Consider the following 20,896-nt stretch of genomic DNA (forward strand, 5'->3'; position numbering starts at 1 on the left):
ATTCTACGGCCATTCCCTGATTGGGGAATGGCTGTTTTGTTTTGTCAGTTTGCCTGGAATTTGCGCGTGATTTCGCTCATGGCGTAGGGGATGAGCGTCGGTTTGCCCGAAGGGGTGCAATAGGGGATTTCGCAGGCCAGAAGATAGGAGAGCAGCCGGGAAGGATCAGCGAGAAGGGGTGAGATGTCTTCGCGGCGTGCGTATTGGCGGGCCATTTGAATGGCGAAGGGTTCGTAGGGGTTGCGGTGGCGCTGGATGCGCGTGTCTCCCCGTGTGAGGCTATGGATAAGGTCGGCCACGAAATCTTCGATGCGGTCGAGCTGGAGCGGTGCGGGTATGGCTTCGATGCGCAGGGTTTTATGGCCGAAGGAGGCGATGCGGAATCCGGCCTGTTCGAAGTGGGGTAGCAGCTGGGTGACGGCGGCGAGGTCGCGGGTGTCCATGTCCAGCAGGACGGGGGAAAGCAGAAGCTGCGAAGCGACGGGTTTCTTGTGAGCGGCGATGAATTGCTCGAACAGGATGCGTTCCCTTGCGGCGCGGGGCGAGAGGAGGACGAGCCCTTCCGCATTTTCAAAGAGGGCGTATTGTTCCTTGAGGATGCCGAGGAGTCTGAAATGAGGCGTGTGTTTCGGCAACTGAGGTGTGGCCGCGGGAGGAGGAGCAGGCGCAGGATGGCGGACAGGGATGTTCAGTTCCCGTTGGGTGGGAGGCAGTACGGGAGCCGCCGGAGTGGCGGGCAGAATGGGGCGGATGGCCGGAGCCGTTGTTTTGGACGGAAGGGGAATGGTTGGCCGGGGGCTTGCGGGAGAAGGCGGTTCTTTTGTGGGCTGTGCGGTTGCCGGATGTTGTGAGGTAGAGGCTGGGGGCTGCGGGAGTGCTGGCTGGTTCGGAAGGGGGGAAGGCGCCGTTTCCGCGCGGGCATGCGCGGAGAGGGTGTTGCCGACAGCTTCGATGATGGCGGCGACGAGGTCGCCGGGGCGGCGGAAGCGTACTTCGCGCTTGGCGGGATGGACGTTGACGTCTACCAGAGCCGGATCCATTTCGATGTAGAGGTAGAGGGCAGGGTGAAGTCCCGTGGGGAAGCCGCCGAAGCCGTCGCGGATGGCGCGGGTGACGAGTTTGTCGTCGATGGGGCGGCGGTTCAGGAAGATGTACTGCTGCCTGCGGTTGCGCCGCGCTTCGCTGAGGGGGAGGAGGTAGCCGGTGATGCTGATGCCGGGGCCTTCGGCGGGGAGGATGGCGATGAGGCGGTCGGCTTGCGTGCGGCCTGCGAAGTCGGCGATGCGCTGGCGCATGTCCGTAGTGGCGACGGCGTCGTATACGGTTTGCCCGTCGCGGGTGAACATGAAGCGTACGCCGGGGAAGGCGAGAGCGTGGAGTTTGAACTGGTGTTCGATGTGGCCTGCTTCCGTTTCTTCGCTTTTCAGGAATTTGCGGCGGGCAGGTGTGTTGTAGAAGAGGTCGGAGATTTCGATGGTGGTGCCCGGCGCGGTGCCCGCATCTCGCGGCGGGGTTTGGTCGCCGCCTTCGCAGAGGATTTCCGTGCCTTCCACTTCCTCGTGCCGACGGGTGGCGAGGCGAAGCCGGGAGATGGAGGCGATGCTGGGGAGGGCTTCGCCCCGGAAGCCGAGCTGGGTGATGTGGAAGAGGTCTTCGGTGCAGGCGAGTTTGCTGGTGGCATGCCGGAGGAGGGCGAGGGAGGCGTCTTCACGGCTCATGCCGCAGCCGTCGTCCGTGACTTTCATCAGGGAGATGCCTCCCCGGCGTATTTCGACGCGAACGGTTTTTGCCCCTGCATCGAGGCTGTTTTCAACGAGTTCCTTGATGACGGATGCCGGGCGATCCACCACTTCTCCCGCCGCCACCTGGCTGGCGAGAGTGTCGGACATGATGTGGATGCGGCTCATCGGGAAGGAAAGAATGGGCTTTCAGCCTCCGGCGCAGATGGCGATGAGTTCGAGCTTGTCGCCGGGGCGGATGATGGTTTCGCCGAAGGTGCGGGGGAGGACGGCGGAGCCGTTGAGTTCCGCGACGACGGGGCGGCCTGCCAGTCCGAGGCGGACGAGGAGGTCGCTCAATGTGGTTTCGTCTGCAAGGTTGTGTTCGATGCCGTTGACGGTGATGGTGTTCATTCGGGGTCTCTTTCCTGGATGATGACGTGGAAGTGGTCGCCGGGTCCCGGCTCGCTGACGAGGTAGCAATCGGCAGGGTTTTGCTTGTCCGCCTGCGGCAGCAGGTAGTCGCGCTGCGACATGGCGGTGATGCCGTCGTCGAGGCAGGAGTCTGCGATGCGGCGGAGGTCGGTGAAGTTGACGTCGCAGGTGATGTCGCATTTGCCGGAGTGGCGGAAGAGTTCGTCGCCCGTGAGGAGCTGGTGGGCGCGGTAGCCGCGCAGGGTGCCCTGCGGTTTGCGGTAGTAGAGTTCTTCGACGCAGTCGCCGTAGTCGATGGTGACAAAGGTGCCTGCTTTCCATGCCTGCAGGTTGTGGATCCATTGCTTGAGCCAGATATGGTAGGCTTCGTTGACTTCGACGCGCTGGCCTTCGATGCGCCACAGGTCGAGAGTGGTGGATTCCGGCAGGCTGGCGCAGGGCTTGGGCGTTTCGACGATGGCGCCGTCTTGTACGGAGAGGCCCAGTTCCATCCATTCTCCTTGTTGGAAGACGAAGCGGCGCGCCGGGAAGGCATCGGCGAGTTCGTTGCAGAAGATGAAGGCAGTGCCTCCGGCTTTGGACAAGGCTTTTTCGATGGTGGGGTGGATGCGGGCGAAGTTGCCGACGGCGAGGCTTTGGAGCGCGCGCAGGGTCGGCGAGCGGTCGACGATGTAGTAGCGCGTGCGGATGCGTTCCCAGAAGCCGAGTTCGCGGGAGATGGCATTGGCGAGGTCGCCGTTGCCGCCGCCGATTTCAATGAGGGGGATGTTTTTGCCGAGGCGTTTGCAGGTTTTGCGCCAGTGGGCGACGAGGGTGCGCGCGAGCAGGGGGGAGAGGGTGGCCGAGGTGGAGAAGTCGCCGCGGGCGCCGATGTTCTGGATGGATTCGCTGTAGTACCCTTCCTGCGGGTCGTAGAGAGCGAGTTCCATGTAACGGTCGATGGGCAGCCATCCGCCGTTGGCGGCGATGTGTCGGACGATTTTCACGGTCAGAGGGAGAGGTCGAGCATGCGCTGGAGGGGGGCGTGGGCGCGGAGGCGGAGTTCCTCGGGGATTTCGATGCGGGGACTGAGGCTGGCGAGGGCGTCGCGCAATTTTTCGAGTGTGTTCATTTTCATGTACACGCATTCCCCGCAGGAGCATTGCGGCGTGGAAGCAGGGATGAATTCCTTGTCAGGGACGAGTTTGCGAAGGCGGTGGAGGATGCCCGTTTCGGTGACGATGATGAAGCGGGCGGCATCGCTTTCCCTGCAGAATGGGATCATTTTTTCGGTGGAGCAGATGTGGTCTGCGAGCAGGCGGACGGGTTCCGTGCATTCGGGATGGCAGACGACGAGAGCGCCGGGATGGGCGGCTTTGAGGTCGAGTATCTGCTGGCGGGTGAATTCGAGGTGGACGTGGCAGGCTCCGTTCCACAAGGTCATTTCACGGCCGGTCTGGCGGCTCGTCCATGCGCCGAGGTTCTGATCGGGGACGAAGAGGATGGGCCTGTCTTTCGGGGCTTTTTCGATGATGGTTTTGGCATTGCCGGAGGTGACGATGACATCCGCGAGGGCTTTGACGCCAATGGAGCAGTTGACGTAGGCGACGACGTAGTAGTTCCTGTCCGCATGTTCCTTCAGGAAGCTTTCGAGTTCGCCGGCGGGGCACGAGGCTTCGAGGGAGCAGGCGGCATCCGCATCGGGCAGGATGACGGTTTTCGTCGGGTTTAGGATGCAGGCGGTTTCGGCCATGAAATGGACGCCGCAGAAGGCAATGACGTCGCAATCCGTTTCCTGCGCCTTGCGGGCCAGTGCGAGGGAATCGCCGACGAAGTCGGCCAGATCCTGGATTTCCGGGCGCTGGTAGCTATGTGCCAGTATGACGGCGTTCCGTTCCTTTTTCAACCGGAGAATTTCCTCCCGGAGGTCGAGTGTTCCCATGCGCCAAAGAGTAGCAGAGCGGCCTTTCAGGGTCAAGGACGACTCACGGCTTCGCCCGGCCGTGAAAATGAACATGGAGCCCGCTCCTGAGCATTCAGGGTGTGAGGCATTCATCGACGGTAGGAAAAAGATGCCCGTTCAGGCATTAATATCCATTCATATTGAATATGTTGAAAATATTTTATGTTTTGCTACTCTCGTGGCATGCACAACGTTGTGCATTGTTACAAATCGAACAAAACAAGAAAACAATGAGTACTGAAATCAATTATCATCTTGGAGAAAATTATTATCCCCTCGAATTCCAGAACGATCCCGGTTTCGTGATCGAGACGCATCCCGACCAGCCGTTTATTCCCATTCGCATGGGTGTCGACGGTTATGATACCGAATACAACGGCTATATCAAGATTGCGGAGCCCGGCAAGTATCACTTTATGGTCGAAGCCGATGATGCGGCGACATTCAGGATTTTCGGCAAGGGTGCCTGCATGGTATCCGCCGGCAGACTGAGCGCTTCCCCCATCCTTACTCTGCCGGATATGGCGGCAGGTTTCTACAAGGTGCAGGTGGAATACTCCAATGCCTATTACAACCCCGTTTCCATGAATGCTTCCGCTCTCAAGACGAGCATGACCGGTCCCGGCGAAGAACAGCCGCTGCCTGGCGATTACAGTGCGGGCGGTACGGATAACCGTAAGTTCTCCCCCTCTCCGGCAGCCGTGTTTCTTCTGATTTCCGAAGCTGTACCCAAGGTATAACGGAGGCGCAGAGTAAACTCTGTGCATGAATGGTCAACGGTATCCGTCGCATGGCGGATACCGTTTTCCTTTATCCGATGTGTTGGCACAGGGTGTTGATACCCAGCCCTATGAGGGTGAGGCCGGCTGCCGTTTCCAGCCATTTGGTCGGCAGGTGCCGGACGGAGTGGGAAAGATGGAAGGCGATGACGGTGCAGAAGAAGGTGGTCAGGCCGATGATGCCGGCTGGAGGAAGAATGGTCTGGTAGTGGTAGCCTTCGGCCGGGTTGACCATGCAGGCGATGCAGGCGCCGATAGCGAGGGCATCAATGCTGGTGGCCAGTCCCACGATGAAAAGCGAACGGGCGGAAAGGGATGCATCCCGCAGGGAAGGATCTTCATCTTCTCCTTGGCCGAGCCATGTGTTGCGCAGGATGGAGAGGCCGAGCAGAAGGAAGACGATGAAGGCGATCCAATGATCCCATGCTTCCACATAGGGCCGGATTTTTCCCGCGCCGAAGAAGCCGATGATCGGCATGCCCGCCTGAAATGCTCCCGTAACGATCGCCAGAATCACCGAGTTTTTCATGCGGCTGTGGCGCAGTACCAGGCCGTAGGAGAAGGCGAAGACGGCAGCATCGACGGAGAGAGCGAGCGCGATCAGGAATATCTCGGAGAAATCCATGGGACGCCGAGTGTAACGGTATCGGCGGAGGATAGGAAGTCCAAAATGGATGTCTCCAATGGAATTCTCCGTTTTATGGTGAAGCGGTTCGTATTCAGGATGCCGGTTTCAGATAGTCGGGGTGCCGCTTGAGCCATGCGGCCGCATAGGAGCACGAGCCGCGGAGAGCCAGTTGGCGGCTCCGGGCATAATCGTAGGCAGTCTGCACCAGTGCGGCGGCAATGCCTCTGCCTTCCAAAGGGGCAGGCACGCGCGTGTGAATGATGTCGAATGTACCGGGGCTGATCCGGTATTCCACACAGGCCGTGTGTCCTTCGATGACCGTGTCGAAGCAGTGTTGTGCGTGATGGTGGGTGATATTCATGGGTTGCCTGAAGGTGAATGGGTTTCGGCGGATGGACGAATTTTGTGCTGGGGAGTCCAGTACAGGCGCGATGTATCGTATCCCCGCGCTTTGGCGCGGTCGAGCAGGTATTCCTTCGTATCTTCGGGAAGCTCGGCCGTGCGGCTCAGGATCCAGAGGTATCGGTCGGAGCTGCTGCCGATGAGGGCGAAGGAATAATGTACTTCATCCAATTCCAGAATGTAATAATCGGACGAGACGAGAGGGAAGAAGGATACCTTGAGCCTGCCGGGTTCGAGCGGGTCGGGCTGGCTCGCTTTGCCCGCGATGGTTTTGTGGGTGCCGTCGAATGAGTGTTCGTAACCGCTGTTGAGTACCTGTATTTTACCGTTCGGCAGCAGGCTGTATTCTGCGGTTACTCCGACGAGGCCGCGTTCGAAGCGATGGTCGAAACGGGCGATTTCATACCATCGGCCCATGTATTTGTTGATGTCGAGCTTGCGGACCGATCGGGTGTCTATATCGGTTCTGCTGCTCCGGCATCCTGACAGAAGCGGGATGGAGAGCAGGGCGCACAGGGGAAGCAGAGCTGTGATCGTCAAGGGTTTCATGGCTTTACGGAATTGAGACACCAAAGTCTGCCGATTTGTTGCCTGGAATTTGTTTTTCGAGTGGATATCAAATAAAAAATCCATGGTTCCGGCTGAGGGAACCATGGATGAAGTGCGGAGAAACGGAGAAGGCCGTTATTTGGGCTGGCCGAGAGCTGTGGAGAACGGCACCGCTGGCAGATTGTCCTTGTTGACCAGATTCGGTTCAAGGAAGGTGGCCCATGCATATCGGGCATGGACGGGGTTCTGAACCTGCGGGGCTGTCAGTTTGACGGTATTCCCTTCGATCACAGCCGTAGCCGGATGGAATTTTTTGTCTTTCCCGGCTATTTCGAATCCTCGTGGCGCCTGCCCGTCCGTAGTTTTCATGCCATCCGCATGTTTCATCCGGATGGTCAGAGATGCTCCGGCGGCGGCTTTCTGTTCCATGGCGGGGCCGGAGTACGGCAGATCCTTGCCGTAGAAACGGGCTGCCGCCGTATGGGCAAGGCGCGTACCCACTTCCGTTTTACTCGGCGGATGCACGTTGCTGTTGGTGGAACCGAGGTCGATTGTGGTGACGCTGGCGACGTTTGGCATGGTGGCGGCGATTCCATCCTGAACGGCTCGGAATTCGGGCCAATAGGCACGGACGGCACTCTTGTCGTTGATGCGGGGAAGCTGTACCATGACGAACGGCAATTCCGCATTGCCGAAGGCTTGCCTCCACGAGGTGATCAGGTCGCGGAGAAGGGTGGCGTTCTGCTTCATGTCCTGTGCTTCGGCATCGGTTTCACCTTGGTACCATATGATGCCGTTGACGGGGAGCGGTGCGATCCATTCGATGCCGGAGCTGTACAGGAAGCCGGGCTTGTAGGGGTGCATGGGTTCTCCGGAAGAGAGGGTCTGGGCGATGTTCTGTTTGGCACGGCCGCGAGCCCAAGGTGAAATGAGCGGGCTTTCCAGCCATTTGTTGCCCCGGCAGGAGGAATAGAAAGGTTTCTTTTTCAGGATGGAATCTGGAATCCATGCAGCCATTTCCGAACCGCCGAGTGAGGAATGGATGATGCCGACCGGTACATTGAGCTCCTTTTGCAGAACATTGGCAAAATGGTAGGCGACGGCCGACATGCGAGGCGCACTCTGCGGCGAGTTGACGGCCCATTGTCCGGTATAGAACTGGTCCTTGGTCAGCTTGGCGCGATCGGCATCCTTGTAGGCGGCGGGATTGGTGTGCACCTGCGGTTCGTTGTGCAGGATGCGGATTTGCGCGTTGTCGGCTTTCTGGATGGCGTTTTTGCCTTCGGGCGTCTGGTTGAGTCTCCAGAGCATGTTGGATTGGCCGGAGGCGAGCCATACTTCACCGATGAGAACATCGTCAAGTTCGACCGTGTCCTTGCCCTGGGTGACGGTCAGTTTCTGACCCGTCTTGTTGGCTTTCATCGGTTTCAGTTCGGCTTTCCATTTGTTGCCCGTCCGCATGGCGGGGACGGTCTGGCCGTCGAACCTGACGACGATTTCACCTGACGCATCGGTCGTACCGCTGATGGGAACGGCCTTGCTCTGGGGCAGTACCATATGGGAGCCATAGACCCGGTCGAACTGGGGAGCCGCCCACGCGAGACCGGACGCAGCCAGCAGAAGGAGTGTTGTGCAGAAGGTATGTGCTTTCATAGAAAAAGATATTTGTCACGGGGCGCCCACGATGTGGACATCTGGTTTACCCCGTACTTTCTGCATTATGGCGCGGAAGAATCTCCAAGTCAAGCACAAGGGTGCCTCGGGCAACCCTGTTTTTTCTGTTCCTGGAAATGCATGCGAATTATTTCGTTTTTTCTTGACGAGCCGAGGGCTTTCAATATGATACTTCGAATACAATTGTTGCCATGCCTATGTTTCGTTCCTTCCTCTTGTCGCTGATGTTGTTGCCTCTTTCTCTTTCCTCTCCTGCCGCCCAAGAATCCGGCAAGCCTGCAACAGGAGTGAAGAGCAATACAGTGTCGGATGCGGTGGACTGGCCCGCTTTCATGTCTCGCAATGATTCCGTCTGGAAGGCATTGCCGGGTTCTTGGGTGGCAGCTCCGTTTCTGGGGAACGGCATGCTCGGTATGATGGTGTACAAGGAGAACGAACGCAGCCTGCGTTTCGATCTTGGCCGTGGGGACGTCCAAGAAAAAAGGCCTTTGGATCTTGATGTGCTTTTTTCCCGAGCCCGTCTCCCGATCGGCCATTTTTCTCTGGCTACCAAAGGCCGGATTACCGAGTGCGACTTGCGGCTCGATCTCTGGAAGGCGGAATTGCGCGGCGAGGTGATGACGGATGCCGGTTCTTTGAAGATACGGGCTTATGTGCACGCGGAATTGCCTTTGATGGTGATCGAGGTATTGCCGCAGGGTGGTGAAGAAGAGGGGGCGTTCGAAATGAAGCCGGCACAGGCCATTTCTCCCCGCTGGCTGAAGAAAGGGCTGCCCAAGGCGGGCAACGCTTCCTATCCGAACAACCCCGCAGGCAGGCAATCCGTGGTGGACGGCGTGACCGTATGGGAACAGCCTCTGTTGCCCGACGGTGTGGTGACAACGGCTTGGAAGAGGCAAAAGGACGATCAAACGACCCGCTTTCTGGTGAGCATCCGGCATGCCTATCCGGCAGGAAATACGACGAAGGATGCCGTGGACGGCGTGAACAAGGCTGCCGCGCAACCGGTAGCACATCTGGACAGGGTACATCAGGACTGGTGGTCGTCCTATTACCGGAATGCTTTCGTTTCCCTGCCTGATTCGTACTGGGAATCTTTCTACTGGATGCAGATGTACAAGCTGGCATCGGCCGGGCGTGCGGGAGGCATGCTGATCGATACGATGGGGCCCTGGATACAGCCGACCGCATGGTGCGGAACATGGTGGAACCTCAACATCCAGCTGACTTATTGGCCCGCTTATGTCGGCAACCGCATGGTGATTGCCGATTCCCTTAGGCTGGGCATGCGCCGCAACAGGCAGAACTTCATCGACTCCGTGCCGGAACAATACCGCAAGGATTCGGCTGCCGTTTTCCGATGCACGGGGCAGGAAGGATTGGCTCCGACCGGCTATCCCGGCAACGGGAAGAAAGAGAAGGATTGCGAAGTGGGAGACCTGATCTGGGCCTGCCATAACCTCTGGTTGCAATACCGCGTCACCATGGATGAAGCCATTCTGCGTGAAGATGTATATCCCATCCTGAGGCGTGCGGTGAATTATTACCTCCACTTTATCGAAAAAGGGCCGGATGGCAAGTGGCACATTCCCGTGACGCATTCTCCCGAATACGCGGACAGTTACGATGCTACGTACGATTTGTCCCTGTTGAAGTGGGGATGCCAGACATTGTTGGAAGCGGCTGATATTCTGCATATTCAGGACCCGCTGAAAGACAGTTGGAAGGATGTGGCTGACAATCTGACTCCCTACCCGCAGGACGACAAGGGCTACCGCATTGGACGCGACGTGCAGTTGACTTCCAGCCATCGCCATTTTTCCCATCTCCTGATGGTTTATCCGTTGCAGACGGTCGATTCCCGAGATCCCGCCGAGGCGGAGCTGATTCGCCGGTCTCTGAAGCATTGGCACAGCTTCAAGGGAGGTCTGCAAGGGTATTCCTTTACAGGCGGCTCTCTGATTTCTTCCATGCTGGGCGATGGTGAGGGAGCTTACAGATACCTGCAAGGCTTGAAGCCCTATGTGACCCCTTCGACCATGTATTCCGAAGGGGGACAGCCCGTCATCGAAACTCCGCTGTCTGCGGCCCAGTCCATTCATGAAATGCTGCTGCAGTCCGGCCGAGGAGTCATCCGTATTTTTCCGGCGATGCCGAAAGCTTGGCCTGATGCCGTCTTCCGCGATCTGCGGGCTGAAGGAGGTTTCCGCATTGCTGCCGAGCGAAAGAATGGAAAAACCGAATGGATATCCATTACCAGTGAAGCCGGGCAGCCGTGCCGCATTGTGCATGGTCTCGGAACCGGGGTGCAGTGCAAGGGTGCCGCGGTGCGCGATCTGGGGAATGGCCTCGTTGAAGTAAACCTGCCGAAGGGAGGTTCGGCCATCCTGCATGGTGCAGGGACTCCGGTTCCTGCGGGGCGGATTGCCCCGGTGCAACCGTCAGGTCCGGCCAATCCTCTGGGATTGAAAAAGTGAAGCTTCTCTTCTGCCGCGAGGGCATGGAAAGGATTTGATCTGACCCGGAGTGCGGCGTCAAAAAACAAGGGAAGCCACTGTTGCGGCTTCCCTTGGACACGAAAAGATCAAGGGATGGCTTTATGGCGCAGACGGGGTTTCCGGCTGTGAGGAAGTCGCCTGTTTTTCGAAGCGGAAATTCTTGTTTTTCGCCTGGTTTCTGACGGTTTCGAGAATAGCGTCGTCCAGCGTTTTTTCTCTGGTTCCTGCATCGGATTGTTTTTTGCGGTAATCCGATATCCATTGAGCGCGTTTGCCGCTCAGCTCCTGCACCTGTTTTTGGAGGTTGTTTCGTTCCTTGGATTTTTCGGAAATGTAATCCTTGATTTCCTGTTCCGTTTTGCCTTTGAGTTCGTCGGGCAGGTTGTCTGCTCCGCCGATGGAGTCAAGCGTGAAGGTATCCGGATTTTCAAAGCGGTCGACGAGATCCCAAGACGTGTTGCGGTAGGCCACTTTGCTGGCTTTGGCGGACGCACGCGATGCGGCCGCTCCGTAACCGATGCCGGCGGCATTGGAATCCTGCATCGCTTGGTTATTCAGTCGCATCTCTTGCATAGTCCGGCTGCCGTAGGCAAGATACGTCTTGTTCAGAGCTTCGCTCAAGGAGGCTAGTTCCTTGTCCATGGGCGTTTCCGGATCGGGCGGTGTCGAGTTCTGGTCGATGCTGGCGTAAGTGCCGTCGGCCTGCCGGGCCGCCGTTTTCCAGAGGATTGCATCTACGTCGTTCATGGAGCCGCAGTAGATCGTATTGACCGTGATGCCGTTTTCGAGGGCCGTTTTCAGAGCTCCCTTGTAGGTGGGTTCTTTGGCCTCGACTTTCGATGAATGGTTTTTGCCGGAGATGCTGTTCAGCTGATTTGTTTCGTACGAAGAGCCTTTCTCCTGATCGAAATTTTCATTGCCGGCGATGAATACAAGCTTGAGGGCTTCGGGATCGTCCTTGTTCCACGCGAGTTCGCGGGTAGCTTGCGCGATGACGTCTCCGCAGAGTTCGGTGCCACCGGACGTCTGGAGGGCGAAGAGTTGTTCCGATACGGCATCGAGATCGTCCGTAAAAGGCAAAACCTGCCGTATCCACCCGGATTCGACGGGAAGGCGGGAATTTCCGTATTCGTACAGGGCGATCTGGATATTAGGCAGTTGTCCGTTTTGGCGCGCGAGCGTCAGTTCGTTGACGATTTTCCAGATTTGTGCGCGAGCCTGGTTGATCAGTCCGTCCATGCTGTTGGAAGTATCCAGCAGGATTGCGAGCTGAATGTTGGCTTTGGGTGCCTGTTTCGGAGCGAGAACCGAGGTTGCCGCCGCTTCGGGATTGCTCTGAGCCTGTGCGGTGATGCTGCACAGGGCGAGTCCCGCAAGGAATGTCGTGATGTGGTTCATGATGGGGGGTGTGTTTGTTGTCAGGGTGTGATCGTGTTTTGGAGGAGAATGAATTCATCGCCGAGCCGGATGTTGACGGAGCCGTCGAGGGCGAGCAGGGATTGCCTGTTTTCGGAGATCAGGCGGTCGGCTACTTTCATGTATTCGGAGGTGCCGATCTGGACGATGCGGTCGTAGCGGGGAGCCATGTTCTGATCGGGGGATTGCTGGACGACGCTGTTTTCCACCCAGACGCCTCCTTGCTTGAAGTAGGCGTTCTGCGCCAATTGCGCGATGGTGTCCGCCTCGCGGGCCGATCCGTCCGCCGTATTACGGGCATTGCGCTTGTTCTGGATTCTCTGTTCGTTCATGTCCGCGATATTGCCCTGTTTGGAAACGGCTCCCATGCCGCTTCGCTCCTGTACGGCAAAACCGCTCCATGCGGAAGCCCGGAGATGGGGATCCGAAAGCCGCAGCGGCGTGCCTGCCGGATGGGCGGCACGGCTGCCGTCGTCTGCAAAGAAGGAGGTGAAATCGGACATGATGCCGAATTCGATGGAGAGGCGGATGATTTCTTCGATGATTTCTTCGATGATTTCTTTTGTTTTCGGATCGCGCTGCAAGGCGGCGATATCCTGCATGTTGGCCCCCATATCCGTCAAGGCGGCTTGAAGTCGGCCTATTTGGCGAGACGCCCAAAGACGGCCGACAAAATCGTCCCGCTGGGTGGAGATACGGCCGGGATCGACCGTGAAGGGGATATCGATGCGAATGCCATCCGGGCGGGTGGCCTTGACGAGGATGTTGAAGGGAGAGGTGCCCTTGTAGGTGCCCGTGACGAGTGCGGGCAGGCCGTTGTAAATATCGCCGATGGTGGATGGAACCATATCTCCGGTGCGCGAAACATCGCCCGGAAGAGTGAGTTCGACATCGGCCAGCACCGGTCCGCCGAGCCGCCGGAAGAGGGAAGCCATTTTCGTCTCTACATCTTCCTTCGGCAGAATGTACGTGGGAACGGCTCTCGAGGTTTCGGCCATATTGCGCAGGAGTGGCGCGTTGACGTCTTCTCCGACGCCGACGGTGAAAATGCGCCTTTTGCCGGGATTATGGGAAGCTGCCAATTGCAGAATGGCTTTCTCCGAAGTCGTTCCGATCGTGGGCATTCCGTCCGTCATGAAGATGACGAGGGGCAGTGTGCCGTTTCGGACGGGCGGGGCAAGGGCCTGTTTCAGGGCTTCGTGGATGTTGGTTCCTCCCCGGGCATTCATGCCGTCGATCCATTCGAAGGCTCTGCGTTCCTGCTCCGGAGTTTTGAGAACGGGCTCGTGGGAGAAAGGCTCTACACCTTCGTTGTAGGTGATCAGGTTGAAGGATTCTCCTTCCTGAAGCCCGGCGATGATTTGCTTGACGGATTCTTTGACCTTGTCGAGTTTGTCGCCCCGCATGCTGCCGGATCTATCGATCACGAGGGTGATTTCCCGGGGAATGGCTGCTGCTTTGGCATCGGAGGTAATGGAATCTCCTCCGATCATGAGCATGAAATAGCCGTTTTTTGGATTTGCCGAATCCGGGCAGGCATAAACCGTTGTTTGCGGTATGCCGAGGGTCGGCGCTGCTCCCTGCCATGATAGGCGGAAAGCTCCCGGATTGTGGTTCCTGGCTGCAGGCAGGGTGAGTACGGTTGTGCCGTTTTGCAGCGCTGCCGTTTCCATGTCGTGTGTCGGAGAGTAGACATTGGTACAAGGAGGCGCTATTTCGGCGCGAATTTGCCATTCCGTATTCTTTTCCAATGATTCTGAGCGGGGAAGGATATAGTCGAAGCGGCCGTTTTCCGGCGAGACGACTTGATCGTACACGATGGTGAGAGTGACTTCGGAGCGGGCCGGAACAGGAAACACGCTCGTGCGGATGGCTGCAAAGCCGGCGAATTCCAGCAGTGCAGGATCCAGGGCCCTCGCCACAATGGAATCGTACAATCTGCGCGCTTCCTGTGCGGGAAGCAGGGACGCCGTGTATTTACCTTGTCCGTTACCGTAGAAAAACCCCTTGACGATGGCTCCTTCCGGTACAGGGAGGAGCAGTTCCGCTTCTGTATTTGCTGCTCCGGAATTGCGGACAGTCAGCGTTAATTCGGTTTGAGCCCGGTTGCCTTCGATGCTTATGCGGGCGGTGGCTCTGGAGATTTCGACGGGGATTCGAACGGCTCGCGGCATGATGACTCTCCGCGGCGTAATGGTCACGGGAGGATCGTAGGATGATTGGGCTTCGAGGATGGGAGCGCCGACGCATGCAGCAATGGCCATCCAGCAGGATAATGGGGGTATGGCGGACATAAGGGATGAGGGATAGTATGTTTTTAGTGTATATGATGTTGCGTGTCAATGATTCTTTTTCCATTTCATACGCGATTCTATCAATGGAATCCGACGATGCTTGAGAATGCATCGTGTTATGCCGCGGCATTTGATGGAAATTATTTCTCCCGTTGAATATGAGCGTTTTGAATGTCGACTTTTCAATTGACAAAGAACAAGGACGGGCTATGATGGCGATGATGAACGTGTCTGATATGATTATCTGCATGCTGACTCTGTCCTGTACCGTTACCGGGGCGCAGGCGGGAGGTTCCGGAACTCAACAGCTTGATACAAGGCAGGCGGCGCATGATGTGCAGCGTGCGCAAGCAAGATTCCAGAGCGGGCTGGCTTCTTTTGCCGATGTGTTGGAGGCGGAAAAGAATCTGCTTTTAAACAAACGGGATCAGGCTGCAAGCTTGAAGGATAAAATCGATGTACAGCGTGAATTAATCGAGTGCCTGAAAAAGACAAGAGACATGATGCGCGAGCAGTACCAGGCGGGGAGTGATGCAGACGAGGCTTTGCGGGCGGAAATCGAATATCTTGATGCCAAACGCTGCCTGTCGTACATGGAGAATTCGGTGGAGCTGGACAATGTGCTGGTCGCAAGGTTTCAACTCAAACAGGCTCAATACAACGCCGGATGGGCCGCAATCGATGATGTTCTGTCTGCACGGGAAGAATTGATTCTGCATCGGCGTGATTTGGCTGTGAATGCGAACGAGCGTCTCAGGTTGCAACGCGATTTGACCGCTCTTTTGCAGAAGGAATACGAACTGCAGCAACAGAGGCAGGATTCAAGCGTTGCAGAAGGCGGCAGCCGTCTTCTGCATGAATGTGAACAGCGGCACCGTGACGCTGTCGAGGAGTTGAAACGTATGGAGACGGCGGCCGGCTGACCGGTCAAGGGGCTTGTTTGGTCTTTTGAGTCTGCTCCCGAAGGTTCTTCAGATCATCCGTCACATCGAAATAGATCATTTTGGTTCCGTTCTTCGTGCGGATTTCGATCCGGTCGTACATTCTGCCGGATTTGCCGCTCAGCAGAGATTGGTTTTCTGCCTGGCAACCGGGATATACGGAATCCAGATAAAGGTTTTCTTTGGCGACGGCATCGTAGCCATGCGGCGAATGGAGGCGAATGGCCGTTTCCATACTCAGACCGTTGCCGCCGCTGAAGGTGGCGGACTGCTCCTGCATGAAGCGGTCGTGCCGTCGGCGTTCTTCGTCGCTCTGCGTGGTGGAATGTTCCGGGATTGTGGTCGATGCGGAGTCTTTCGTTTCCTGTGCGCGATCTGAAAGCGTATCGAGGAGATCGGAGAGAGTGGGATACGGTTCAAGAGCCGTTTGCAGGGATGTACTTCCGTAGCAGTTGTTGGCGAGCAGAGGCCGGGCACAGGCGGAGTATTCCTTCTGAAGCCTCTCATGAATGGCCCGATAGGAGGAAGCGATGTTCATCAGTTCCTCCGCATCAGGTGGTTCCAGTTTATCCATGCTTTGGAAGGCCTTGCATATCGCTTCGTAACTGGCAGGGATTTTTTGCGCGGCGGCATCGGCGCTCGGTTTGTCCTGCACCGTTTTCAGGACGGCGATGTGTTCGTCGATGCACTTGTACAAATGCAGCAGGCTAGCCGTGTGTTCCGGTCCGGCCAAGGCTGGAGCGCAAACCACGAAGCCGGGAATAAGGATATGATAGGGAAGTTTCATCAATGTAACGGGATAGAAAGGGTAGGATATGATTGTTTTTTGTCGGTTCAGCCGGGAAAGGATTTACACGATCGTGCGAACATCGATTCTTTTTTAAAATAGACGGTTTTTACTTGGAGTCAAGTTGAAAATGATAGAATTTTATATTTTATGATGTATTGGAAGGTAATGGTTATTCCGAGTTTTCAGTAGAAAATTTTCCGAAGAATGCCTGAACGGTAAAATTTTCGTTCTGGTAGGTCCTTTGCCACCTGCAATCGAAGCCTGCCATGCTGATACAGGGCAAACCATTGATGAATCAATATTTGGAAGGATTTATTCCTTGCTGTTTTCTTCCAGCATTTTGTTCAATTTGAGCAAGTCGGCCGTGATATCGAAGTAGAGGGTTTTGGAACCGTGTTCGGTATGGATGACAATCTGGTCGTATATTTTACCGTCTTCCCCTTGAATGAGGGTCTGGAGGCCTTTGGTGCTGCCGGGGTAGACGGTAGACCAGTACAGGCGTTCATTGGGAACGGCATTGTATTCTCCCGGCGAATGAATGATGACGGCTGTTTGCATGCTCATGCCATTGCCTCCACTGAAGGTATCGGCATGCTTTTTCATGAATTCGTCATGGCGGCGCTGTTCGTCGGCATCCAATGTTTGAGGTGCCTGTTGCGGGATGCCTTCCGCTTTTTTGGTGGGTGCGCCGACGCCATTCTCAAGTGCTCCACGCAGTTTTTCGCTTTGGTACCAATTGTGTGCGGCAATATCGTTGGCTGTTGCATCAATCTCCTCAAGCAACGCAACGATAACCGGTGTTTGGGCTTCAAAGATGGCTTCTTCCTCTTTCGATTGCGGTGCACGCATGGCCTTCAGATTATCGGTGACCCGTTTTTCGGCGTCCCTGATTTTTTCCGCAACGGCATCGGCGCTTGCACGATCTTTCACGCTTTGAAGGTGTTTGAGGAATTGTTTCATGGATTGTTGTACCTCTTCGTGTTGATTTTTATAGTCCTGCGAGGCAATGGCGCAGGAAGAGATGCAGACGATACATACGGCAGATGGGATGATTTGCATAGCGACTAGATCATAGACTGCATGATATTTCGATGTCAATCCATTAGTGGTGGTGAGCGATTTTGCGCGACACGATCATGTTAGGCTTTTTTTATGGTGCGGCATGTGCTATGATCATGCCATGATGAAATTGGGTGTGATCGGTTGCGGCCAGATGGGCCGTGCTTTGCTGGGGGGGATCCTCAGGGCGTGTGTGGTGCGCGAAGCGGATGTGTACCTGTTCAACAGGACGCCCGAAGCGTGCAGTCAAATCGTGCGGGAGTTTCCCTCTGTGCATGTGTGCGGCTCCATCCGTGAGATGGCAGCTCTGGCTGATATGGTGATTCTGTCCGTAAAGCCCGCAGGAGTGTGCTCTGCTTTGGCGGAGTTGGCATCTGCCGAAGGGAAGAAGCCCTGCGTGCTGTCGATCGCCGCCGGGGTGACTCTGGCGACGATGCAATCCTGTGCGCCGGAGTTGCGCATGGTGAGAGCGATGCCGAATACGCCCGCGCTGGTGGGCATGGGTGCTTCTTCGTTCTGCGGTGGCAGCCTGGCGACGCAGGATGATTTGGCGGCAGCCCGCCGCTTGCTGGAAGCCGTCGGCATTGCCGTCGAGCTGCCGGAGGAGAAGATTCACGCGGTGATCGGAGTTGCCGGGTCGGCTCCCGCCTATATGTTCACGATTCTGGATGCGATGGCGGATGCCGGAGTATCGCTCGGTTTGACGCGTGGAGATGCCCTGAAGCTGGCGACGCAGACGATGCTGGGTTCCGCCCGGCTGGTGCAGGAGTCCGGCAGGCATCCGATGGAATTGCGCGATGCGGTGACTTCGCCCGGAGGGACGACGATTGCTGCGCTGAATGCAATGGATGCACACAATTTGCGCTATGCCGTGATTGCCGGGGTGCGCGAAGCTGCCCGCAAGAGCGAGGAGATGTCGCGCGGTCAAAGCTGATCGAGGTCGATGCCGAATGTGCGGCTGAGCGAATCCGTATCGAAGTCTTCCGCACTGGCGATTTCGGGAGCCTTGCCGACGAGGTCGTCCAGCGTGACGGATCTCAGCAGGAAGAGCAGGGAAGGGTCGCCGTCGATCAAGGTTCCGGCTGCATAGACGGCGGCGGCGGCGTGGGGGCATGGTTCGCTCCAGTCGGGGCAGGTGCAGCTCATGCGCCATTCTTCTGGAGCGGGCAAGAGCCCGGTATCCGGATCGCAGAGTTGCCGGAGGAGCGCATCGTCGAGTTTGCCTTCGAGGAGGGAAATGTGGGAGTCGATTTTTCCGGCGCAGGCATGGCGGATGGCATCCATGCGTTCTTCATCGAGGGGGGTGAGATCGATGCGGATGTCGTAGAGGCGTTCGCCCATGACTTTGCCGTGAACGGTGCCGGGCGCCAGTTCGAGATCCAGCACGCAGCCGTGGCGCAGCAGGGAGCGGCCGGGTGCGAGAGCGAGGCCGCTTTCTTCGCAGCGGGCAAGATGTTTCATCCATGCGAAGCCCCAGAAATGCGATGCAAGCTTCCGAGTCGTGTTGACGACTGGATGCAGGATTTCTCCCCCGGTCTGCATGTCTGCAAGCAGGTGGGCGGCGCGCTTGCCGAGTTCGGCATAGGTTGGGCGGCGTTCGTCGTCTTCCATAAAGATGCGATGGGGGAAGTGGCGATGCAAAGGGGGCTTACGGCCATGCCATAAGCCCCCGGATTTCCTTGCGGGAAGGAGAGGTTACTTGCCGAGGATGCCCTTGAAGTATTCGAGGGTGGTGGCGAGTCCTTCGGCGAGGGTGTGCTTCGGCTGCCATCCGGCATGGCGGAGTTTGTCGGAGGAAGCACGGGAGTGCTTGACGTCGCCGGGGCGTTCCGGAGCATACAGTACCTTCGAGGAGGAACCGGCCGCCTTGATGATGTTCTGGGCGAGTTCTTCGATGGTGATCTGGCCGCCGTATCCGGCATTGAAGACGCCGGTGACTTCGGGATGTTCGGCCGCGAAGGTGAGGGCTCCGACGATGTCCTTGACGTAGATGAAGTCGCGGGTCTGGGATCCGTCGCCGAAGACGGTGATGTCTTCGCCCTTGACGGCTTTTTCGATGAAGATCGGCACGGCGGCGGCATAGGCGCCCTTCGGGTCCTGGCGGGGGCCGAAGACGTTGAAGAAGCGGATGGCTGCTGTGTTGATTTTGCCTTCGGCGCGGAACATGTTGAGGTAGTATTCGCCGTCGAGCTTGGTGATGGCGTACGGGCTCTTGGGTTCCGGGTACATGGTTTCGAGCTTCGGCACGGTGGGGTTGTCGCCGTAGATGGCGGCGGAGGAGGCGAGCACGAGTTTCTTGACTCCGGCAGCGGAGGCTTCTTCAAGGACGTTGAGGAGGCCGTTGCAGTTGATGTCAATGCATTCGGAGATTTTACTCATGGATTCCGGCACGGAGACGAGTGCGGCCATGTGGAAGATGTAGTCGACGCCCTGTACGGCCTTGCGAACGGTTTCACGGTCGCAGATGGAGCCTTCGATGAAGGTGATGTTGAGGCCGTCGAGGTTCTTCTTATAGCCTGTGCGGAGGTTGTCGAGTACGCGGATTTCTTCGGCGATGCCCTGGTAGTGTTCGGCGATGTGGGAGCCGATGAATCCGGCTCCGCCCGTAATGAGGATTTTCATGATATGAGGAGATGAAGAGAGCGCCCGGAGTTTCCTTCGGGCGCCCGGTTGGTGTTATTTGGAGTCGACGAGGCGCTGCATGGCGTCCATCTGTTTTTCGATGGATACGACGAGCGCCATCTGGGTACGGCAGCGGTCGAGGTTGTGCTCGGGGCGCTTGATCTTGAAGTACACGTCGCCGGAGAGGTAGTCCGTGAGGAAGCGGATGCCGCATTCCATCGTGAGGAGCTTGCCGGAGAACGGAAGGAGGCTCTTTTCCAACGGGGTGAGGAAGGACTTGGCCGTGTCGAGGTAGCCTTCGACGAGGGCTTCGAACATGAACATGCGGCAGGTGACGAGGGAGGTGTCCTTTTCGTCTTCGGCGGCCGGAGAGGTCGCCGTGCGCACCATGTCGCCGAAGTCGTAGATGGCGGAGCCGGGCATGGTGGTGTCGAGGTCGATCACGCAGATGCCTTCGCCCGTTACATCGTCGAGCATGACGTTGTTGAGCTTCGTGTCGTTGTGCGTGCAGCGCAGCGGCAGTTCGCCGGAAGCGAGGTAGTTCACGACGATGTGGCAGTCTTCATCGCGGGAGAGGTACCAGTCGATTTCCTTCTGCACTTCCTTGACGCGGCCCAACGGGTCGGCCTTGATGGCAGCCTTGAGCGCGTTCATGCGGCTCGTGGTGTTGTGAAAGTCCGGGATGGTTTCGAAGAGCGGTTCTCCGGGAAGGTCGGCCGTGAGCTTCTGGAAGTTGCCGAAGGCACGGGCGGCTTCGATGCACTGCTTCGTGGTTTCGATGGTGTCGTAGGTGCGGGCGCGTTCGATGAACGGGTACACACGCCAGACGTTGCCTTCTGCATCCTGCACGTACGGCTTGCCGTCCTTGCCGGGGATGAGGGTGAGCGTGCGGCGGTGCGCTTCGGGGCAGCCTTCTTCGAGCAGGCGTGCAAGGGCGTGGTCTGTCACGCGCTTGACGTTGTTCATCAGCGGAATGGGCTGCTTGAAGACGTTCTGTGCGAGGCGCTGCAGGATGTAGCGGACGCGAAGGCCGGCCTGATCCACCCAGACGCAGTACGTGTCGTTGATGTGGCCGCTGCCGTACGAGTACCCGTGCACGAAATCGGCACGGAGGTCGAACATGTTCGAGATTTGACGAAGGTCGTGCAT

19 protein-coding genes are annotated in these 20,896 nt (G+C 57.4%); 4 read left to right on the plus strand and 15 right to left on the minus strand.

The window, feature by feature from the left end:
- Positions 1 to 44: 44 nt before the first annotated feature.
- From mutL to nadA, 4 genes are read right to left on the minus strand one after another with little or no spacing between them, the layout of a single operon-like run.
- Complete coding sequence (mutL, locus tag PYTT_RS12245; protein WP_172801832.1) at positions 45 to 1,889, minus strand: DNA mismatch repair endonuclease MutL; 1,845 nt, start codon at positions 1,887 to 1,889, stop codon at positions 45 to 47.
- A 39-nt stretch (positions 1,890 to 1,928) separates the two neighbouring features.
- Positions 1,929 to 2,132, minus strand: coding sequence for a sulfur carrier protein ThiS (gene thiS / locus PYTT_RS13625; protein ID WP_067777497.1), 204 nt, complete (start codon positions 2,130 to 2,132; stop codon positions 1,929 to 1,931).
- Positions 2,129 to 3,139 carry an SAM-dependent methyltransferase gene (locus tag PYTT_RS12255; protein ID WP_067777498.1) on the minus strand — a complete coding sequence of 337 codons (1,011 nt, stop codon included), beginning with the start codon at positions 3,137 to 3,139 and terminating at the stop codon, positions 2,129 to 2,131. Before PYTT_RS12255 ends, thiS begins: the two co-directional genes overlap by 4 nt.
- 2 nt (positions 3,140 to 3,141) lie before the next feature.
- Entirely contained in the window at positions 3,142 to 4,074 is a 933-nt protein-coding gene (gene nadA / locus PYTT_RS12260) for a quinolinate synthase NadA (protein ID WP_067777499.1), read from the minus strand.
- Positions 4,075 to 4,325: 251 nt separating this feature from the next.
- Here nadA and PYTT_RS12265 point away from each other — a divergent pair, with 251 nt between their 5' ends.
- A complete protein-coding gene (locus PYTT_RS12265; protein WP_141675881.1) occupies positions 4,326 to 4,835 on the plus strand; it encodes a PA14 domain-containing protein in 510 nt (169 codons plus the stop codon).
- 70 nt (positions 4,836 to 4,905) lie between these two features.
- On the opposite strand, the gene PYTT_RS12270 is transcribed toward PYTT_RS12265, so the two are convergent.
- From PYTT_RS12270 to PYTT_RS12285, 4 genes are all read right to left on the minus strand, one after another.
- Complete coding sequence (locus tag PYTT_RS12270; protein ID WP_067777501.1) at positions 4,906 to 5,499, minus strand: manganese efflux pump MntP; 594 nt, start codon at positions 5,497 to 5,499, stop codon at positions 4,906 to 4,908.
- 94 nt (positions 5,500 to 5,593) lie between these two features.
- The gene (locus PYTT_RS12275) at positions 5,594 to 5,863 is read right to left on the minus strand and encodes a GNAT family N-acetyltransferase (RefSeq protein WP_067777502.1); all 270 of its coding nucleotides are present in this window, start codon (positions 5,861 to 5,863) and stop codon (positions 5,594 to 5,596) included.
- Entirely contained in the window at positions 5,860 to 6,453 is a 594-nt protein-coding gene (locus tag PYTT_RS12280; RefSeq protein ID WP_067777531.1) for a lipocalin family protein, read from the minus strand. The genes PYTT_RS12275 and PYTT_RS12280 overlap by 4 nt, the downstream gene beginning before the upstream one ends.
- Positions 6,454 to 6,588: 135 nt before the next feature.
- Positions 6,589 to 8,106 (minus strand): sialate O-acetylesterase, encoded by a 1,518-nt coding sequence (locus PYTT_RS12285; RefSeq protein ID WP_067777503.1) that lies wholly within the window; start codon positions 8,104 to 8,106, stop codon positions 6,589 to 6,591.
- A gap of 212 nt (positions 8,107 to 8,318) precedes the next feature.
- On the opposite strand from PYTT_RS12285, the gene PYTT_RS12290 reads away from it, so the two are divergent.
- Positions 8,319 to 10,604, plus strand: a complete 2,286-nt coding sequence (locus PYTT_RS12290; RefSeq protein WP_141675882.1) for a glycosyl hydrolase family 95 catalytic domain-containing protein — start codon at positions 8,319 to 8,321, stop codon at positions 10,602 to 10,604.
- A 120-nt stretch (positions 10,605 to 10,724) separates the two neighbouring features.
- Here the strand turns inward: PYTT_RS12290 and PYTT_RS12295 are convergent, their stop codons facing one another.
- Both PYTT_RS12295 and PYTT_RS12300 read right to left on the minus strand, forming a co-directional pair.
- The gene (locus PYTT_RS12295; protein WP_067777505.1) at positions 10,725 to 12,023 is read right to left on the minus strand and encodes a vWA domain-containing protein; all 1,299 of its coding nucleotides are present in this window, start codon (positions 12,021 to 12,023) and stop codon (positions 10,725 to 10,727) included.
- Between the two features lie 20 nt (positions 12,024 to 12,043).
- On the minus strand, positions 12,044 to 14,335 hold the full coding sequence (locus PYTT_RS12300; RefSeq protein WP_083076954.1) for a VIT and vWA domain-containing protein: 2,292 nt from the start codon (positions 14,333 to 14,335) through the stop codon (positions 12,044 to 12,046).
- A 158-nt stretch (positions 14,336 to 14,493) separates the two neighbouring features.
- On the opposite strand from PYTT_RS12300, the gene PYTT_RS12305 reads away from it, so the two are divergent.
- Positions 14,494 to 15,258, plus strand: coding sequence for a hypothetical protein (locus PYTT_RS12305; RefSeq protein WP_067777507.1), 765 nt, complete (start codon positions 14,494 to 14,496; stop codon positions 15,256 to 15,258).
- Positions 15,259 to 15,262: 4 nt separating this feature from the next.
- On the opposite strand, the gene PYTT_RS12310 is transcribed toward PYTT_RS12305, so the two are convergent.
- Both PYTT_RS12310 and PYTT_RS12315 read right to left on the minus strand, forming a co-directional pair.
- On the minus strand, positions 15,263 to 16,063 hold the full coding sequence (locus tag PYTT_RS12310) for a hypothetical protein (RefSeq protein ID WP_067777508.1): 801 nt from the start codon (positions 16,061 to 16,063) through the stop codon (positions 15,263 to 15,265).
- A 315-nt stretch (positions 16,064 to 16,378) separates the two neighbouring features.
- Positions 16,379 to 16,996, minus strand: coding sequence for a hypothetical protein (locus tag PYTT_RS12315; RefSeq protein ID WP_172801833.1), 618 nt, complete (start codon positions 16,994 to 16,996; stop codon positions 16,379 to 16,381).
- A 250-nt stretch (positions 16,997 to 17,246) separates the two neighbouring features.
- Between PYTT_RS12315 and proC the strand changes: the two genes are divergently transcribed.
- Positions 17,247 to 18,059 carry a pyrroline-5-carboxylate reductase gene (gene proC, locus PYTT_RS12320; RefSeq protein ID WP_067777532.1) on the plus strand — a complete coding sequence of 271 codons (813 nt, stop codon included), beginning with the start codon at positions 17,247 to 17,249 and terminating at the stop codon, positions 18,057 to 18,059.
- Here proC and PYTT_RS12325 read toward each other — a convergent pair.
- The 3 genes from PYTT_RS12325 to PYTT_RS12335 all read right to left on the minus strand — a co-directional run bounded on the left by PYTT_RS12325 (position 18,050) and on the right by PYTT_RS12335 (position 20,896).
- Positions 18,050 to 18,736 carry an SWIM zinc finger family protein gene (locus PYTT_RS12325; protein WP_067777510.1) on the minus strand — a complete coding sequence of 229 codons (687 nt, stop codon included), beginning with the start codon at positions 18,734 to 18,736 and terminating at the stop codon, positions 18,050 to 18,052. The two genes, proC and PYTT_RS12325, sit on opposite strands and share 10 nt — an antisense overlap.
- 84 nt (positions 18,737 to 18,820) lie before the next feature.
- On the minus strand, positions 18,821 to 19,747 hold the full coding sequence (locus PYTT_RS12330; RefSeq protein ID WP_067777511.1) for an NAD-dependent epimerase/dehydratase family protein: 927 nt from the start codon (positions 19,745 to 19,747) through the stop codon (positions 18,821 to 18,823).
- 54 nt (positions 19,748 to 19,801) lie between these two features.
- Positions 19,802 to 20,896, minus strand: coding sequence for a phosphotransferase enzyme family protein (locus PYTT_RS12335; RefSeq protein WP_067777512.1), 1,095 nt, complete (start codon positions 20,894 to 20,896; stop codon positions 19,802 to 19,804).

This window comes from Neoakkermansia glycaniphila, from assembly GCF_900097105.1.
Classification (GTDB): domain Bacteria; phylum Verrucomicrobiota; class Verrucomicrobiia; order Verrucomicrobiales; family Akkermansiaceae; genus Akkermansia; species Akkermansia glycaniphila.

What these genes read in the sequence shown, in the direction of transcription:
- proC (WP_067777532.1), top strand. Translation starts at nt 17,247, where the DNA reads ATGATGAAATTGGGTGTGATCGGTTGCGGCCAGATGGGCCGTGCTTTG.
- PYTT_RS12335 (WP_067777512.1), bottom strand. Translation starts at nt 20,896, where the DNA reads ATGCACGACCTTCGTCAAATCTCGAACATGTTCGACCTCCGTGCCGAT.
- PYTT_RS12325 (WP_067777510.1), bottom strand. Translation starts at nt 18,736, where the DNA reads ATGGAAGACGACGAACGCCGCCCAACCTATGCCGAACTCGGCAAGCGC.
- PYTT_RS12280 (WP_067777531.1), bottom strand. Translation starts at nt 6,453, where the DNA reads ATGAAACCCTTGACGATCACAGCTCTGCTTCCCCTGTGCGCCCTGCTC.
- PYTT_RS12290 (WP_141675882.1), top strand. Translation starts at nt 8,319, where the DNA reads ATGCCTATGTTTCGTTCCTTCCTCTTGTCGCTGATGTTGTTGCCTCTT.
- nadA (WP_067777499.1), bottom strand. Translation starts at nt 4,074, where the DNA reads ATGGGAACACTCGACCTCCGGGAGGAAATTCTCCGGTTGAAAAAGGAA.
- PYTT_RS12295 (WP_067777505.1), bottom strand. Translation starts at nt 12,023, where the DNA reads ATGAACCACATCACGACATTCCTTGCGGGACTCGCCCTGTGCAGCATC.
- PYTT_RS12270 (WP_067777501.1), bottom strand. Translation starts at nt 5,499, where the DNA reads ATGGATTTCTCCGAGATATTCCTGATCGCGCTCGCTCTCTCCGTCGAT.
- PYTT_RS12285 (WP_067777503.1), bottom strand. Translation starts at nt 8,106, where the DNA reads ATGAAAGCACATACCTTCTGCACAACACTCCTTCTGCTGGCTGCGTCC.
- PYTT_RS12310 (WP_067777508.1), bottom strand. Translation starts at nt 16,063, where the DNA reads ATGAAACTTCCCTATCATATCCTTATTCCCGGCTTCGTGGTTTGCGCT.
- mutL (WP_172801832.1), bottom strand. Translation starts at nt 1,889, where the DNA reads ATGTCCGACACTCTCGCCAGCCAGGTGGCGGCGGGAGAAGTGGTGGAT.
- PYTT_RS12300 (WP_083076954.1), bottom strand. Translation starts at nt 14,335, where the DNA reads ATGTCCGCCATACCCCCATTATCCTGCTGGATGGCCATTGCTGCATGC.
- PYTT_RS12305 (WP_067777507.1), top strand. Translation starts at nt 14,494, where the DNA reads ATGAGCGTTTTGAATGTCGACTTTTCAATTGACAAAGAACAAGGACGG.
- PYTT_RS12265 (WP_141675881.1), top strand. Translation starts at nt 4,326, where the DNA reads ATGAGTACTGAAATCAATTATCATCTTGGAGAAAATTATTATCCCCTC.
- PYTT_RS12330 (WP_067777511.1), bottom strand. Translation starts at nt 19,747, where the DNA reads ATGAAAATCCTCATTACGGGCGGAGCCGGATTCATCGGCTCCCACATC.
- thiS (WP_067777497.1), bottom strand. Translation starts at nt 2,132, where the DNA reads ATGAACACCATCACCGTCAACGGCATCGAACACAACCTTGCAGACGAA.
- PYTT_RS12275 (WP_067777502.1), bottom strand. Translation starts at nt 5,863, where the DNA reads ATGAATATCACCCACCATCACGCACAACACTGCTTCGACACGGTCATC.